Source organism: Phenylobacterium sp., from assembly GCF_030693805.1.
Classification (GTDB): domain Bacteria; phylum Pseudomonadota; class Alphaproteobacteria; order Caulobacterales; family Caulobacteraceae; genus Phenylobacterium.
In genome coordinates, this window is sequence record NZ_JAUXZW010000262.1 from 1 (window position 1) to 14,006 (window position 14,006).

General features: G+C 69.3%; 17 protein-coding genes. 8 read left to right on the forward strand and 9 right to left on the reverse strand.

Annotated features, from left to right (window positions below; genetic code table 11):
- Positions 1 to 841, forward strand: an 841-nt coding sequence (locus tag Q8M88_RS10055) for an ATP-dependent helicase C-terminal domain-containing protein (protein ID WP_305596964.1), incomplete at its 5' end; no start/stop codon positions are given.
- A 4-nt stretch (positions 842 to 845) separates the two neighbouring features.
- On the opposite strand, the gene Q8M88_RS10060 is transcribed toward Q8M88_RS10055, so the two are convergent.
- Complete coding sequence (locus Q8M88_RS10060; RefSeq protein WP_305596966.1) at positions 846 to 1,922, reverse strand: hypothetical protein; 1,077 nt, start codon at positions 1,920 to 1,922, stop codon at positions 846 to 848.
- Between the two features lie 96 nt (positions 1,923 to 2,018).
- Here Q8M88_RS10060 and Q8M88_RS10065 point away from each other — a divergent pair, with 96 nt between their 5' ends.
- Together Q8M88_RS10065 and Q8M88_RS10070 are read left to right on the forward strand one after the other, a co-directional pair.
- Positions 2,019 to 2,801 (forward strand): hypothetical protein, encoded by a 783-nt coding sequence (locus Q8M88_RS10065; protein ID WP_305596968.1) that lies wholly within the window; start codon positions 2,019 to 2,021, stop codon positions 2,799 to 2,801.
- Positions 2,798 to 3,703 carry an aminoglycoside phosphotransferase family protein gene (locus Q8M88_RS10070; protein ID WP_305596970.1) on the forward strand — a complete coding sequence of 302 codons (906 nt, stop codon included), beginning with the start codon at positions 2,798 to 2,800 and terminating at the stop codon, positions 3,701 to 3,703. Before Q8M88_RS10065 ends, Q8M88_RS10070 begins: the two co-directional genes overlap by 4 nt.
- Here the strand turns inward: Q8M88_RS10070 and Q8M88_RS10075 are convergent.
- The 4 genes from Q8M88_RS10075 to Q8M88_RS10090 form a co-directional block, all read right to left on the reverse strand.
- Positions 3,678 to 4,469 carry an RNA methyltransferase gene (locus tag Q8M88_RS10075; RefSeq protein ID WP_305596972.1) on the reverse strand — a complete coding sequence of 264 codons (792 nt, stop codon included), beginning with the start codon at positions 4,467 to 4,469 and terminating at the stop codon, positions 3,678 to 3,680. The two genes, Q8M88_RS10070 and Q8M88_RS10075, sit on opposite strands and share 26 nt — an antisense overlap.
- Positions 4,466 to 5,359: a class I SAM-dependent methyltransferase gene (locus Q8M88_RS10080; protein ID WP_305596974.1), complete on the reverse strand. Its 894-nt coding sequence runs from the start codon at positions 5,357 to 5,359 to the stop codon at positions 4,466 to 4,468. The genes Q8M88_RS10075 and Q8M88_RS10080 overlap by 4 nt, the downstream gene beginning before the upstream one ends.
- A gap of 39 nt (positions 5,360 to 5,398) precedes the next feature.
- Positions 5,399 to 5,665, reverse strand: a complete 267-nt coding sequence (locus Q8M88_RS10085; protein WP_305596976.1) for a hypothetical protein — start codon at positions 5,663 to 5,665, stop codon at positions 5,399 to 5,401.
- Positions 5,666 to 5,755: 90 nt separating this feature from the next.
- Positions 5,756 to 7,807, reverse strand: coding sequence for a lytic transglycosylase domain-containing protein (locus tag Q8M88_RS10090; RefSeq protein WP_305596977.1), 2,052 nt, complete (start codon positions 7,805 to 7,807; stop codon positions 5,756 to 5,758).
- Between the two features lie 165 nt (positions 7,808 to 7,972).
- On the opposite strand from Q8M88_RS10090, the gene dapA reads away from it, so the two are divergent.
- The 3 genes from dapA to Q8M88_RS10105 are packed head-to-tail and all read left to right on the forward strand — an operon-like array spanning position 7,973 to position 10,067.
- On the forward strand, positions 7,973 to 8,857 hold the full coding sequence (gene dapA, locus Q8M88_RS10095) for a 4-hydroxy-tetrahydrodipicolinate synthase (RefSeq protein WP_305596978.1): 885 nt from the start codon (positions 7,973 to 7,975) through the stop codon (positions 8,855 to 8,857).
- 14 nt (positions 8,858 to 8,871) lie between these two features.
- Complete coding sequence (smpB, locus tag Q8M88_RS10100) at positions 8,872 to 9,327, forward strand: SsrA-binding protein SmpB (protein ID WP_305596979.1); 456 nt, start codon at positions 8,872 to 8,874, stop codon at positions 9,325 to 9,327.
- Complete coding sequence (locus tag Q8M88_RS10105) at positions 9,324 to 10,067, forward strand: GNAT family N-acetyltransferase (protein WP_305596980.1); 744 nt, start codon at positions 9,324 to 9,326, stop codon at positions 10,065 to 10,067. Before smpB ends, Q8M88_RS10105 begins: the two co-directional genes overlap by 4 nt.
- Positions 10,068 to 10,071: 4 nt before the next feature.
- On the opposite strand, the gene Q8M88_RS10110 is transcribed toward Q8M88_RS10105, so the two are convergent.
- From Q8M88_RS10110 to Q8M88_RS10125, 4 genes are read right to left on the reverse strand one after another with little or no spacing between them, the layout of a single operon-like run.
- Positions 10,072 to 10,992, reverse strand: a complete 921-nt coding sequence (locus Q8M88_RS10110) for a glycosyltransferase family A protein (protein WP_305596981.1) — start codon at positions 10,990 to 10,992, stop codon at positions 10,072 to 10,074.
- Positions 10,989 to 11,972, reverse strand: a complete 984-nt coding sequence (locus tag Q8M88_RS10115) for a glycosyltransferase family A protein (protein ID WP_305596982.1) — start codon at positions 11,970 to 11,972, stop codon at positions 10,989 to 10,991. The genes Q8M88_RS10110 and Q8M88_RS10115 overlap by 4 nt, the downstream gene beginning before the upstream one ends.
- Positions 11,969 to 12,631: a uracil-DNA glycosylase gene (locus tag Q8M88_RS10120; protein WP_305596983.1), complete on the reverse strand. Its 663-nt coding sequence runs from the start codon at positions 12,629 to 12,631 to the stop codon at positions 11,969 to 11,971. The genes Q8M88_RS10115 and Q8M88_RS10120 overlap by 4 nt, the downstream gene beginning before the upstream one ends.
- A 9-nt stretch (positions 12,632 to 12,640) precedes the next feature.
- The gene (locus Q8M88_RS10125; RefSeq protein ID WP_305596984.1) at positions 12,641 to 13,249 is read right to left on the reverse strand and encodes an NYN domain-containing protein; all 609 of its coding nucleotides are present in this window, start codon (positions 13,247 to 13,249) and stop codon (positions 12,641 to 12,643) included.
- Between the two features lie 47 nt (positions 13,250 to 13,296).
- Here Q8M88_RS10125 and folK point away from each other — a divergent pair, with 47 nt between their 5' ends.
- Positions 13,297 to 13,800 carry a 2-amino-4-hydroxy-6-hydroxymethyldihydropteridine diphosphokinase gene (folK, locus tag Q8M88_RS10130; RefSeq protein WP_305596985.1) on the forward strand — a complete coding sequence of 168 codons (504 nt, stop codon included), beginning with the start codon at positions 13,297 to 13,299 and terminating at the stop codon, positions 13,798 to 13,800.
- Positions 13,801 to 13,872: 72 nt separating this feature from the next.
- Positions 13,873 to 14,006: DNA-directed RNA polymerase subunit omega (gene rpoZ, locus Q8M88_RS10135; protein WP_305596986.1), on the forward strand; the 134-nt coding region annotated here is incomplete at its 3' end.

Sequence of the window (14,006 nt, forward strand, 5' to 3'; positions counted from 1 at the left end):
CGCCCGCGCCCCGTGGCTGGCCGTCGCCGAACTGGGCGGCGGCGAGCGTCGCGACCGCATCCTGCTGGCGGCGCCGCTGGACGAGGCGGAGCTGCTCGCGGTGTTCGAACACGCTCTGGAGACAGAGGTGCGGCTCGACGACAGTGCGGGCGGCAAAGTGATCGCCAGGCGCCTGACCCGGTTGGGCCGTATCGTCGTCCGCGAAACCCTCGACCATGCGCCGGACCCCGCCCTCGTGGCCGAGGCGCTCCTCCAGCGGGTGCGCGACGATGGTGTCGACGCCCTGCCGTGGGGGACGGGCGCGCGTGACCTGAGGGCGCGCGCGGCGTTCCTGCGAACCCTCGCGCCGGACGAATGGCCCGACCTCTCCGACGCCGCCCTGATGGAGGATCTGGACGACTGGCTGGCGCCATTGCTGACCGGTCTCCGGGCTTTGACGGCCTTGCGCGCTGACGCCCTGGACGCCGCCCTGCGTGCGCGGATTTCCTGGGACCTCCAGCGGCGGCTGGAGGAGGCCGCGCCCAGCCACTGGACCGCGCCCACCGGCACGCGCGTGACGATCGACTATGCGGCCGACGGCGGCCCCCGCGTGGAGATCCGCGTGCAGGAACTGTTCGGCCTGGCGACCCATCCGGCGGTGGCGAACGGCGCCTGGCCGCTGACGCTGGCGCTGCTGTCGCCGGCGCGCCGGCCGATGCAGACGACGCGCGACCTGCCCGGTTTCTGGCGGGGCTCGTGGAAGGATGTGCGTAGTGAGATGCGCGGACGCTATCCTAAGCACCCCTGGCCCGAGGACCCGGCCGCCGCGCAGCCGACGACGCGCGCCAAGCCGCGCGGCTAGCGGCTCAGTGCAGGTATTCGGGCGACGGCGCTTGCGGGAACCATCGCACGGCGTTGCGCGCCGCCTGTGGGTGCAGGGTGTCGATGGTCGACTGGCAGCGGTCGCAGATCAGGAAGGCGACGGGATCGTCTTCCGCCGAGCGCCCGCCCAGGAACATCTCGCGGTAGGTCACCGATTTCGGCAGCGGGAACTGCTCGATAAGCGACGGCTGGTCGACCACGCAGGCGGCGCGCACCTGCGGCGCATCGACCAGGTGGACGTCAATCTCCGCACGCCGCATGGCCCGCTCAATCGGCTGCAGGTGGCGGCAGGTGACCACGGCGTCGGGGTCCATGTCGTAGGCGATCTCGGCGTCCGACCAGGTCCCGCCGGCCTCGATCAAGGCCGCGTACCTGCTGCGGACCGGATCTGCGGCCAGCAGGGCGATGCGCTGGCGGCGCTGTTCCTGCCAGGCTTCCTGGTCGCGCCGCAGCCGCCGTCGGTAACGATGCAGCCAGAAGGGATTGAGCGGCGCCGCGCGCGGCGTCGTCTCGAACGGCCGCTTGATCACCACGAAGGCGATGACGCCGATCAGCACGGCGATCGCCGGATAGAAGCCCTCGTCGAGGTAGCCCGGCGGCGGCTGATGATTCAGCCGAAAGCCCGCCCCCAGCAGGACGATGAACCCCGAGCCGACCGCCGCCATGGCCACGGCCATGCCGACGACCTGCTTGCGCCGGTGGCGCAACACCGCGGGGACCAGCGCGGCCGGGATGCCTGCTGTAGGCGAACGCGGCGTGATCTCGGTCCCCGCGCCCGGTCGCAGCAGCGCCCACAGGCCGAACCCGCCCAGCACGGTGCCTACGGGAAACCCAAACAGCAGCAGTCCAGACAGCGCGATCAGGATCGTGCGCCCCCAGATCGAGCCGCGCAGGGTCAACAGGCCGCCGAGGAACGCCGGCAGCAGCAACACAGTGGAGAGGGCCATGAACACCGGGCCAACGTAGTAGAGCGCTGGACCGCCCTGTGGGTCCGCCATCAGGCCCAGGCAGATCATCCGCCCACCAGCAGCCCCAGCCCGCCCAGCGCGACGTGTATCCACCCCAGCAGCCTGACCGTGACCGTTCCTCCCCGAGCGCGCTCATTTAAATTAGAGCCATCGGCAAGCTGGGCTGTCGAGAACAACCGGGACTGTGCGATGTCGATTCCGAACGCCGTGCGCTTGGCGACAGCCGAACGCCTTAGCGACTACTTCGCCCTGCAGCTGCGCTTCGCCGAGACGATGGCGCTGCGCACTGATGGATCGATTCGCGAGGCCGTGGAGACGTACACCAACCTGCGTCGCAGATTTGGCCTTCCGGGCCTGCCGCAGGAGGATGCCGCGATCCGTTGGCGAGCCTACCTCGATGGCGTGGAGCGGCGAACCGCCCTGAGCGAGCGCGTGGCCTGGACGCGGGAGACTTTTGCCCGCTCGCCCGAGGAGACGCCGCCCGCCGGCCACGTGGCGTTCGGCTGTTTCAGCTACGAGCCGCCCGACGATCACGGCGTGGCCCGCATCCACTTCAACAATCTGGACAGCGGCGACGGCATGGGCCCGTTGGCCCTGGCGAAAGCCCCGCGCCGACGCGAAGAGCTTGGGCGGTTGGTCGCCGCGTTGGCGGCGGCGCACCCGGACGCCGCGCGGATCCGCGGCGCCTCTTGGCTCTACAATGTGGAATCCTACCGCCGCCTGTTTCCGCACGCTTACGTGGCTTCGCGCAGCGCGCCGTCCTACGCCCGCCTGAGCGGGACCTCGAGCTGGGGTCAGTTCCTTGACCATACGGGCGCGGTGAAGCCCGACTTGCGCGACGCGTTCCTGAAGAATCTCGGCAGCCTCGACGTGGAGACTCCGTGGCGCGTATTCCCCTTGTCGGCGCTTGTCGCGGAGGCTCCGATCGAAGTGTTCATCGAGCAATACGGCGCTGGGGGCGATCTGCGATGAGCCCGACCATCGACGCCACACTCGCGCGCCGACTTGTCGCCGCGCAGTTCCCTCAATGGGCCGGGCTGGCGATCGAGCCCCTCGCCGACGGTGGCTGGGATAACCGCACCTTCCGTCTGGGCGCAACGATGAGCGTGCGCTTCCCGAGCCACGCAGCTTACGAACCGCAGGTGGCCAAGGAGCACGCGTGGCTCCCGAGGCTTGCTGCACACTTGCCGTTGCCTGTCCCCGAGCCAGTCGCGATGGGCCGGCCGGACGAGGGATACCCGTGGCGCTGGTCAGTGTATCGCTGGCTGGACGGCGAGCCGGCGACGACCGCGCAGATCGCCGACCTTCCACAATTCGCCGCGGACCTCGGTGGCTTCCTCTCCGCCTTGCAGTCGATCGACGTCGAAGGTGGGCCCTTGGCCGGTGCGCATAATTTCCATCGCGGGGGCCCGATATCCACCTACGACGCTGGTACACGCGCGGCGATCGACGCGCTGGGCTGTGCGATCGATCGTCAAGCGGTCGAAGCGGTCTGGGATGCGGCATTGAGGTCGACGTGGTCCGGCCCGCCGGTCTGGGTCCACGGCGATGTTTCTGCTGGCAACCTTCTGGTCAAGGGCGGGTCGCTGAGCGCGGTGATCGATTTCGGCTGCGTTGGCGTCGGCGACCCGGCCTGCGATCTGGTGATCGCCTGGACAGTCTTCGAGGGCGAGAGTCGCGCTGCATTCCGCCGGTCACTGGACCTCGATGACGGCGCCTGGGCGCGGGCGAGGGGTTGGGCTCTGTGGAAGGCGTTGATCGTCTGGGCGGGCGCGCCGGGCGCCAATCCGCGCGACCTGGGTCAGTCGCGCCGGATCGTCGATGATCTGCTGGCCGACTACGCGGCGGTCACGCCGTCGCTGCGTAGACCATGACGCCGGTGGCCACCGACAGATTCAGGCTGTCGGCGCGGCCGCGCATGGGGATCTTGACGTTGACGTCGCAGGCCGCGGCCATCTGCGGCGGCAGGCCCTGTTGCTCATTGCCCATCAGCACCATCGTCGGCTTTACGTAAGCGGCGGCGCGGTAGTCGAGGGTGGCGCTGAGCAGGGCGCCGACCACCGATCCGGGCCAGGCCGCGCGCCAGGTGAGGAAGTCGGCCTCGTCCGCCTTGACGATCGGCACGGCGAAGATCGAGCCCATGGTGGCGCGCACCGCCTCCACCGAATAGGGGTCGCAGCATTCGCCGACCAGGATCACCCCGCCGCAACCGGCCGCATCCGCAGTGCGCAGGATGGTGCCGAGGTTGCCGGGGTCGCGCACCCGGTGCAGGGCGATCCAGCAGTCGGCGCTGGCCGGAACGAGCGCCTCCAGCGCAGTGAAACTCTGGGCGAACACGCCGACAACGGCCTGGGGGTTATCGCGCCGCGAGATCTTGGCGAGGATGTCGCGGGTCACCTCGATGGCCTCGCCGCCGGCGTCCGCGGCGCTGCGCAGGGCGGCGCGCAACAGCGGGTGGTCGGCGGCTTCGCGACCATAGAGCAGGATGCGTGGGGCGCGGCCCAGCTCGACGGCTTCGGTGACGATCTTCAGGCCCTCGGCGACGAACAGGCCGGTTTCCTCCCGCGTCTTGCGCAGGTGCAGCGCGCGCACCGCCTTGACCGTCGGGTTAGTCAGCGAGGTGACGACGCGGCCGCTCACCGCGACCACCGGGCGTAGAAGGAGAGGCCGATCTGACGGGCGTCGCCCTCTTCAACCAGGGCGAGCTCACCCCACTCGATGCGCCCGCCGCGTCCCGCCATCCGCTCCGACAACAGCCCGGCCAGCGCCGCCCCGCTGATCCGCGCGGCGTAGGCGTTGAGTACGATGAAGGCCGCGTCTTCGGACAGCAGCTCGGCGCACAGTTTCGCCAGTTCGGGTAGGTCCTCGAACAGCCGCCAGACCTCGCCGCCGGGGCCGCGACCGTATTTGGGCGGGTCGAGGATGACGCCTTCATAGCGTGACCCGCGCCGCGCCTCGCGCTGCACATACTTGCGCGCGTCCTCGCAGATCCAGCGTATCGGCGCCTGCGACAGGCCGGAGAGCTCCGCGTTCTCGCGCGCCCAGGCGATGGCCTTCTTCGAGGCGTCCACATGGGTGACGGATGCGCCTGCGGCCGCACAGACGAGACTGGCGACGCCGGTATAGCCGAACAGGTTCAGGACCCGAGGCGGCGTCGTTTGATTGCGGACGATGGCGTCCAGCCAGGCCCAGTTCGCCGCCTGCTCAGGGAAGAAGGCCAGGTGCCGGAAGGCGGTGAAGCGCGCGGCGAAGCGTACGTCGCCCCAGCCGAGGGTCCACTGGTCGGCCGGCTTGTCGCGGAAGCGCCAGCGGCCGGCGTCTTCCTCGTCGGTAGGTTCGAAAGCCGCGTCGGCGCTTTCCCAGTCGCCTGCCGGCAGGCGCGGCGACCACAGGCATTGGGGTTCGGGGCGCACCACCCGGTAGCGGCCGTAGCGCTCAAGCTTGCGGCCGTCGCCGCTGTCCAGCAGGGCGTAGTCCTCCCACGCCGTCGTGCGCATCACGTCCGGGGTCTGGGCGACGGAAGGGTCCATGGGCGGCGTTTACGCGCACCGCCGCCGCCGCGTCCAGCGCTAGCGCCGTGCGCGCTTCGTCCGCTTCTCGCCAAGCGGGTCGGAAATGCAGGCCGCGCGGACCCGATGGTTCAGCCTTGCGCGATTGTCGTCCTGCGCCGCGCTCATCGCGAGCGAGGTGGCGGTGCCGGCGAAGGGCGCGACCAGATTGCCCGCGACGCCGACCACGCCGCGGGTCAGCGCCCGGTCGTTGTAGGCGTAGACGCTCTTGCGCGCCTCGACGCAGGCGCGGCTCGTCCACCGGGGATCGGTGGTGTCGAGGTTCAACACGGTCTGCTTGGGCGAACTGACGCAGCCGCCCAGCGCTCCGGCGAACGTCAGGACGCCAGCACCGAGAGTCTCATGGCTGGCTCCGGCTCAGGGCGTTGCGGCCACCACCTGCGGCGGCGCATAGCCGTAGCCGCCGCGCCGCAGATCGCTGGAGAGGGTGATCGGTGCGGTCCCGCCGTTCAGCTTGGCGCGGTAGACCTGCATGCCCTCCAGGACACGCATCACATAGTTGCGGGTCTCGGAGAACGGGATGCACTCGATGAAGTCGATCGGGTCCGCGGTCGCGCCGCGCGGATCGCCGCAGAAGCCGACCCATTGCGCCGGTCGGCCGGGGCCTGCGTTGTACGAGGCCACGCCCATCACATAGGACCCGGAGAACGTGTCGATCACCTGTCGCAGGTAGGTCGAGCCCAGGCGCATGTTGTAGTCAGGGTCGTCGAGCATGCCGGGCTGGTAGCCGACGCCTATGTTGCGCGCGACGATCGAGGCGGTGGCCGGCATCAGCTGCATCATGCCCCGTGCGCCGACCCCGGAGCGGACCAATGGGTCGAAGCCGCTTTCCTGACGGGTGATGCCCAACACCAGCGCCGGCTCCGGCGCGCCCATCACCGAAGGCGGGGTCCGCAGCGGATATCCTCGTCCGGTCAGGATGAAGCCGCGTTGGGCGGCGGTCCGCACGACCTTCATCGAGGTGTCCTGGTCGCCGTAGCCGCGCGCCAGGTCGACCAGCAGCGCCTGTTCCTCCAGCGTCGGCAGAACGTCGTCGAGCGCCAGAACGAAGGCCTTGAACAGGTCGCGTTCGCCCATGTCGTAGAGCATCCGCGCCGCCTGCACCGAATCGCGGCCGTCGAAACGGGCGCGATCCGCGGCGGAGATCTGCGGGTCTGGCGCAAGCGTCAGGCGGCCGTCGCCGATCTTCTCGCCCGCGAGCTGGCCGTAGAAGGTGGTGTTGAAGCGGGCCGCCGCGCCGTAGAACCCGTTCGCCGCGGCCTTGTCGCCCCGCGCCTCGGCCGCGCGGCCACGCCAGTAGAGCGCGCGGCCGCGGGTGATCGGCGAGGCGCCGATCTTCTCCAGCGCCGCGAAATGGACATCGGCCTGGGCCGGGTTCTTCAGGCGGGTTAGCGCGATCCAGCCGGCGTAGAATTCCGCATCCGCCGCGTCGCCGCCGCTCTTCAGCCCGCTGTTGGCGGCGGCCTGGTAGGCGGCGCGCGAATCACCGGTGCGCAGCGCCGCCAGCACGAGTTGGTAGCGTTCGTCCCAGATGCGGTCGGCCATCTCGGAACTGGAGACTTCCTTGGGGAAGCTGGGCGCCAGCCCCATCGCCATGTCGGTCATGCCGCGCCGGCGCAGATAGGCCGCACGTTCGAAGGCGACGCCTGGACTGGCGTTGAGATCGCCCGGCAGGGCCTGGGCGAGGCCGGGGCCGCTCGGGCTATTGGCGCGGAGCGCGAGCCTGGCCTCAGCGGCGGCGCGCTGATCCGGCGCCAGCATGCCGATCATCATCCGCGAGGCCGGACCCTGAGAACTGTACAGCAGCATGTCGGCGCGCTTGGCGTGGTCGTCGAGGGTCAGCGTGTCGCCGAAGCGCGCGATCATCGTCTGCTGCGGGCCGGCCTCGAACACCTTCTCGCGCCAGAAACGGCGGATCAGGGCCTGGGCCTCGGGGACCTTGCCCTGCACGCGATAAGCGCCCGCCAACGCCATCGCGCCCTCCGGCGTCTGCGGCTCGCCGCCGGCGAACCAGTCGATCACCTGTTGAGGTCCAAGGCCCGCGGTCTCGAGCTTGCGCTCGGCGAGCGCGTTGCGTCGCGCGGCCCTCGGCCATCCGGCGAGGTCGCGCCGCGCCTGATCGGCCTCAAAGAAGCTCATGCCTTCGCCGGCCGCGTCGACGAACGCCCACGTGCCGATCTTTCGAGCCACCGGATCGCTGATCATCGGCAGGTTGTTGCGCGCGCCCGCCGCATCGCCGCGACGTGACGCATCCAGCACCTGGCGCAAGGCCTGGGTGTCGGCGTCCGACAGGAATCGCCGCACTGGCATCGCCGGCGCCTGCATCATCACCGGCGCAGGTTGAGTCGCCATGGGATAGGCCGGCGTCTGATTCGCCGGCTGGGCATTGGCCACGGCGCCCAACATCATTACGGAAGCCGCTGTAAAAACAGCTCTGCGGGCCTTTGAGGGCAAGGGGTCTCTCCGGTCACGCGGACGAACACGGGCGTTGCGGGGCGAGCCCACGACGCCATAATGTCCGGCCAATTCTTGAGGCCGCAACAACGTGCGGCGCATTCACGGCATTTTGCAGACATGTCCGATCCGATGTTCAGGGGCGTCATCACGGCGCTGGTGACGCCGTTCCGCGATGGCGGGATCGACGAAGCCGCCTATGTCGCCCTGATCGAGCGTCAGATCGCGGCGGGCGTGCACGGGCTGGTGCCCGTCGGCACCACCGGTGAGACCTCGACACTGAGCCACGAAGAGCACCGCCGCGCGGTGGAGCTCTGCGTGAAGACCGCGGCGGGCCGCGTACCGGTGATCGCCGGGGCGGGCGCAAACGCCACCGACGAGGCCATTGATCTGGTGCGTCACGCCAAGACCGTCGGCGCGGACGCCGCCCTGGTGGTGACCCCCTATTACAACCGTCCCAGCCAGGACGGGCTCTACGCCCACTATGAGGCGATCAACGCCGCCGTGCAGCTGCCGGTGGTGATCTACAATGTGCCCGGCCGCACCAGCGTCGACATCTCAAACGAGACCCTGGCGCGGCTGTCGAAGCTGCCGAACATCGCCGGGGTCAAGGACGCCACCGGCGACGTCACCCGGCCGAGCTTCCAGCGGCTGAGGTGCGGCGAGGACTGGCTGCTGCTGACCGGCGACGATCCCACGGCGCTGGGCTATATGGCGCACGGCGGCCATGGCTGCATCTCGGTGACCTCCAACGTCGCGCCCGAGCAATGCGCGGCGTTCTACAACGCGGTCATGGCGGGCGATTGGAAGACCGGCCTCTACTGGCAGGATCGGCTGGTGCGTCTGCACCGGGCGCTGTTCGCCGACGCCTCGCCGTCGCCGACCAAGTTCGCCATGGCCCACCTGGGGTTGTGCGCCGAGGATGCACGCCTGCCGATCGTCCGCTGCTCGGAAGCCGCTCGCACCGAGGTGCTGGGCGCTATGCGCGATGCGGGCGTCATCTAGGATGACCCGCTGACATGACCGGCAAGCTGATCGCGGAGAACCGCCGCGCGCGCTTCGACTACTTCCTGGAAGAGACCTTCGAGGCCGGGCTGATGCTCACCGGCACCGAGGTGAAATCCCTGCGCAACGGGCGCGCCAATATCGCCGAATCCTACGCCGCCGTCGAAGGCCGCGAGGTGGTGCTGATCAACGCAGACATCCCACCCTACAACCAGGCCAACCGCTTCAACCACGAGCCGCGACGGCCGCGGAAGCTGCTGCTGCATCGCAAACAGCTCGACAAGCTTATCGGCGCCGTGCAGCGCGAAGGCCGCACGATCATCCCGACCAAGCTCTATTGGAACGAGAAGGGGCTGGCGAAGCTGGAGCTGTCGCTGGCCAAGGGCAAGAAGGCCCACGACAAGCGCGAGGCGACCGCCGAACGCGACTGGCAGCGCGACAAGGCCCGGCTGATGCGCGACCGCGGATGATCGCGGATGTCGACGTCGTCGCTATCGAGCGCGCGACGCTGGCGGCGGTCGACGTCACCGACCCGGTCGAGATCGATGGCTGGCTGGTCGCGCGCAATTCAGGGCCGATCCGCCGCGCAGCCAGCGCCGCGCCGCTGAGCCACGCCGCAAGCCTCACCGCCGAGACTCTGGCGCGGATCGAGGCGCTCTACGACGAGCGCGCCTTGCCGGCGGCGTTCCGCGTTGGCGACGGCGGAGGACTGGGGGCTGCGCGGGCCACGCTTGCGGCGGCAGGCTATCGTGACGAGCAGCCGACGTTGGTGATGGTGGGGGAGGCGGCCGGCCTCTCAGGGCTATCCAAGCCGTCCGCCGAAACGATCGCCAAGCCGGACGATGGCTGGCGTTCGGTCTTCCTCGGCGACGGGTTCGATCCCGTCGAGGGCGCGCACAGGGCGGCTGTGCTGGCCAGGGCGAAGAACGCGGTGTTTGCACGGGTCCGGGAGGGCGGCTCGACGCTCGCCGTCGGAGTGGCGAGCCTCAGTGAGGGGTGGGCCAGCGTGCACGGCATGCGCACGGCGCTCCAGCATCGCGGTCGCGGACTGGCTGGCGGCGTCCTGCGGGCGCTCGGAGAAGCCATTGCGGCGCGCGGCGTCGCACGTGTGTTTCTGCAGGTGGAGGAAGCGAACGCTCCGGCTCTCGCGCTCTATGCCCGCGCTGGCTTCGTGACCGGATGGCGTTACCGATACTGGGTAAAATCCTGAAATATTAGCCGCTTGCGGCGGGTTTTGCATACTCTGCATAAAAACGCCCGCCCAGGCTGTAGGCGACGACGCCAGCGTGGAACACCGCCCGTGTGAGGTTCTGGATCGCCCGCGTCGGCATCGGCGCGCAGGCGACGGCGCCCAACAGGCTGTATCCGGACTTGGCCGCCGCGAGCACCGCGACCTTGCCGATTTGCCCGGGCTGGGACGTGCGGATCAGATGGGCGTGGGTCTGGCCCGCGCGGTACTTGCGCTTGAGGATCCAGCCGAGGCTCGCGCGGGCCGGCGATACGGGTTCGAAGACCAGGGCGTCCGGGGCGAAGGCGAACGTCGCGCCACCGCGCATCAGGGCATGGAAGAACAGAGTGTCCTCGCCGCCCACCAACCCCAGCGCCGGATCGAAGCGCAGGCTCCCCACGATGGCGGTGCGTACCAGCACGTTGGAGGTGTAGCCCGAGATCACCGTACGTTCTCGCGCCAGAGTGTTGGTGTGGTAGTCGCCACGGACCATCCAGCCCGGGGCGTCGATGGCGTAGAGCGCCTGGGCGACCCCGAAGACGATGTCGACGCCCTCGCGCGCGGCCCAAAGCTTGGCGATCCAATCGGGCGCAGCCGTCTCGTCGTCGTCGATGAAGGCGAACCAATCGGCGGTGACCGCGTCCAGACAGGCGTTGCGGGCCGTGGAGATGTTGCGGGCCGGGGCGTGGACGTAGTCCACCATCAACTCCAGCGCATCTGCAGCGGCCTGCACCCGCGCGCGGGCCGACGGGGCGTCGTCGTTGTCGGCGACCACCACCCGCAGGGAGAACCCCTCGGGCAGGACCTGAGCCGCGATCGAGTGCAGCGTCGCCTCCACCGAAGCCCGGCGGAAGGTGCACACGCAGACGTCCAGCGTCTGGACAGCGGGCGGTTCAGTCCAGCTCACGCGGGCTCCATCGGCAGGCGTGTGCGCATGAGCTGCGAAAAGTCCTCAGGCGTATCGCCGAGCAGCAGGATCGCCAGACCGCGCGCCGCGAGGTTGGTGCGTTCGCCCAGCGACAGGCCGGCTTTCGCAGGCCAGGGCAGCAGCGACTTCGCCAGGTCTCGCTGACGCTCGACGAGGTCGACGTTGAAAAGGGTTGAGGCCACCAGGTCGTAGCGATCGTCGCGGCGCAGTTCCCTGGCGATCAGGCGGCGCAAGGCGATCTGCGCCTTCTTCAGCCGGAGTTCGCGCTTCCAGAAGCCGGAGCCGCCGCCTGAATGGCGCTGGGTGTCGCCGGCGTTGTCGGTCCAGATCGCCAGAGGGGTGCGGGCTACGAACACATCGTCACGAACCAGCGCGGCGCGCAGATGTTCCTGCAACACGGCGTCGCACCCAGGCGCGCGCACCTCGAAGTCGGTCAGGGCTTCTCGCGACCAGAACAAGCCGCCGTTCGAGACGCCGAGCGAGAACAGCGCCGACACCCTGAATTCCTGCGGGGCGTAGACCCGTTCGTGGAACCGCCCCTCCAGGATCGTCGGCAGTTTCTCGACGCGCTCGATATCCACGTCTGCCGGGGCGACGTGCTGGTTGCGCAGCACGATCGGCGCGCCGTAGGCGCGGACAGCGGCGATGTTCGCCTCGATGAAGGTCGGCAGCACGAGGTTGTCGTCTTCCAATACGAAGGCGAAGTCGGCGTCGTCCACCTGGGCGAAGCACTGGTCGATGTTGCCCGCCGCGAACCGGCGCGGCTGATTGAAGCTGTGCAGGATGCGCGCGTCGCCCAGGCGTCGACAGACCTGCAGGCTGGCGTCATCGGCGGAGTCGTCGAACACCCGGCATCGCCAATTTGGATCGCTCTGGGCCTGGAGTGAGCGCAGTGCGCGCTCCAACAGCGCCGGGCGGGCGTACGTCGGCACCCGCACCTCGGTCAGCGCAGCGTTCAAGCCACGGCGTCCACGAGTGCGCGCGCGCGGCGGAACACGTCCTCGAACATCGCTGGCGTCAGCCGCCCGGTGTTCGTGTTGAGGCGCGAGCAATGGTAGCTGTTGATCAGGTGCACGCCGCCGGCGTCGAACTCCGCGCCGTGACCGCCGGGCGCGGCCGACGCCTTGAAGCCCAGGGCGCGCAGCACATTGCGCCGCGAGACGTCGCCAAGCGTGACGATCACCCGCAGGTTCGGCAGGTCGCCCAGACGCGCGGTGAGAAAGCTGCGGCAGGTGGCCTCTTCGCTGGTCTCCGGCTTGTTGCCGGGCGGGGCGCAGCGAACGGCGTTGGTGATCATGCAGTCGACCAGCTCCAGGCCGTCATCGGGACGCGCCAGATAGCGCCCGCGGGCGAAGCCGGTCTTCAGCAGGGTGTCGTAGAGCAGCACGCCCGCGAAATCGCCGGTGAACGGGCGACCTGTGCGGTTGGCGCCGCTTCTTCCCGGCGCCAGCCCCACCACCGCCAGGCGCGCCAGCGAGTCGCCGAAGGAGGGCGCCGGTCCGTTGAACCAGTCCGGATGCTGAGCGCGGTTGGTTTCTCGATAGGCCACCAGTCGGGGGCAGAGGGGGCAGTCGCGCGGCGGTTCGGGCGCCAGGGCGATCGCGGGCGCGGCGCTCACAGCGACGGCTCAGGCGTCGCCGTCGGACGTGGAGCCCACGGCTGCGAAGCTGTCCGACGGCACACGTTCCTGGATGTAGCGAGGCAGGCGGGCAGGGCGGCCGATGATGTCGGCGAGGTCCGCCAGGTCGACGAACACGTCGGCCTGCCTCCGCAGATCGTCGGAGACCATCTGTGGCTGCGACTTGATGGTGGAGACCACGGTGACTCGGACGCCCTTGCGCTGGACGGCGGCCACAAGGCTGCGGAAGTCGCCGTCGCCCGAGAACAGCACCAGATGCTCGGCGTGGGCGGCCATCTCCATCATGTCGACGGCGATCTCCACGTCCATGTCGCCGCGCCAGCGTTTGCGGCCCTGCGAGTCGGTGAATTCCCGCGCGGGCTTGGTTACGAGCTGGAAGCCGTTGTAGTCGAGCCAGTCGACCAGCGGGCGGATCGGGGAATAGTCCTGATCCTCGGCGACCGCGGTGTAGTAGTAGGCTCGGATCAGGTGGCCGCGTTTGCGGAACTCATCGAGCAACTTGCGATAGTCGATATCGAAACCCAGGCCCTTGGTGGCGGTGTAGAGGTTCGCCCCGTCGATGAACAACGCCAGCCGCTCGTTCGGATAGAAGGTCATGAGAATAGTCGGTCCTTTGAGGGCGGCGCGAACATGAGGGCTCGGATATGAACCTGGACGCGGCGGTCATCGTCGCCGCGGGAAGCAATCTGGCCGGCGATTATCCGTCGTGCGAGGCGCTGCTCGAGGCGGCGGTGGCCTATATGGGCGAAGCGGGACTTCCGGTCGTGCGCCGATCGGCGTGGTGGCGCTCGGCCGCTTGGCCCGCGGTGAATATGGCGCCTGAATATCGCAACGGCGTCCTGCTTGTCGAGCCGACGTTGGATGCACACGCCACCCTGTCGAAATTGCTTGAGATCGAGCGTCGGTTCGGGCGGCGACGGGGCGAGGCGAACGCGGCGCGTACCCTCGATCTGGATCTGATCGCCTTCGGACGCGAGGTCATCGAGGTCCCTGGCTTGCAGATTCCCCATCCGCGCGCCCACCAGCGGCTGTTCGTCATGGGCCCGCTGGCGCAGATCGCGCCGGGGTGGCGACATCCGGTGTCCGGGGCCATGGCCGCCACGCTCGCGCGCCTGGCGAGCGTCGGGCGGGACGCAACGCCGGCTTGAGCCGGCTGCGGCGTTGCACAATCGCCCGCAAACCTCTATTTTAGCCGGTTCTATCCCCCAGCCGAGGACTCCATGGCCCGCGTCACCGTCGAAGACTGCATCGAGAAAGTCCCCAACCGCTTCAACCTCGTGCTGCTGGCCGCCCATCGTGCGCGCGCCATCTCCGCCGGGGCGCAGTTGCTGGTCGACCGTGACAACGACAAGAA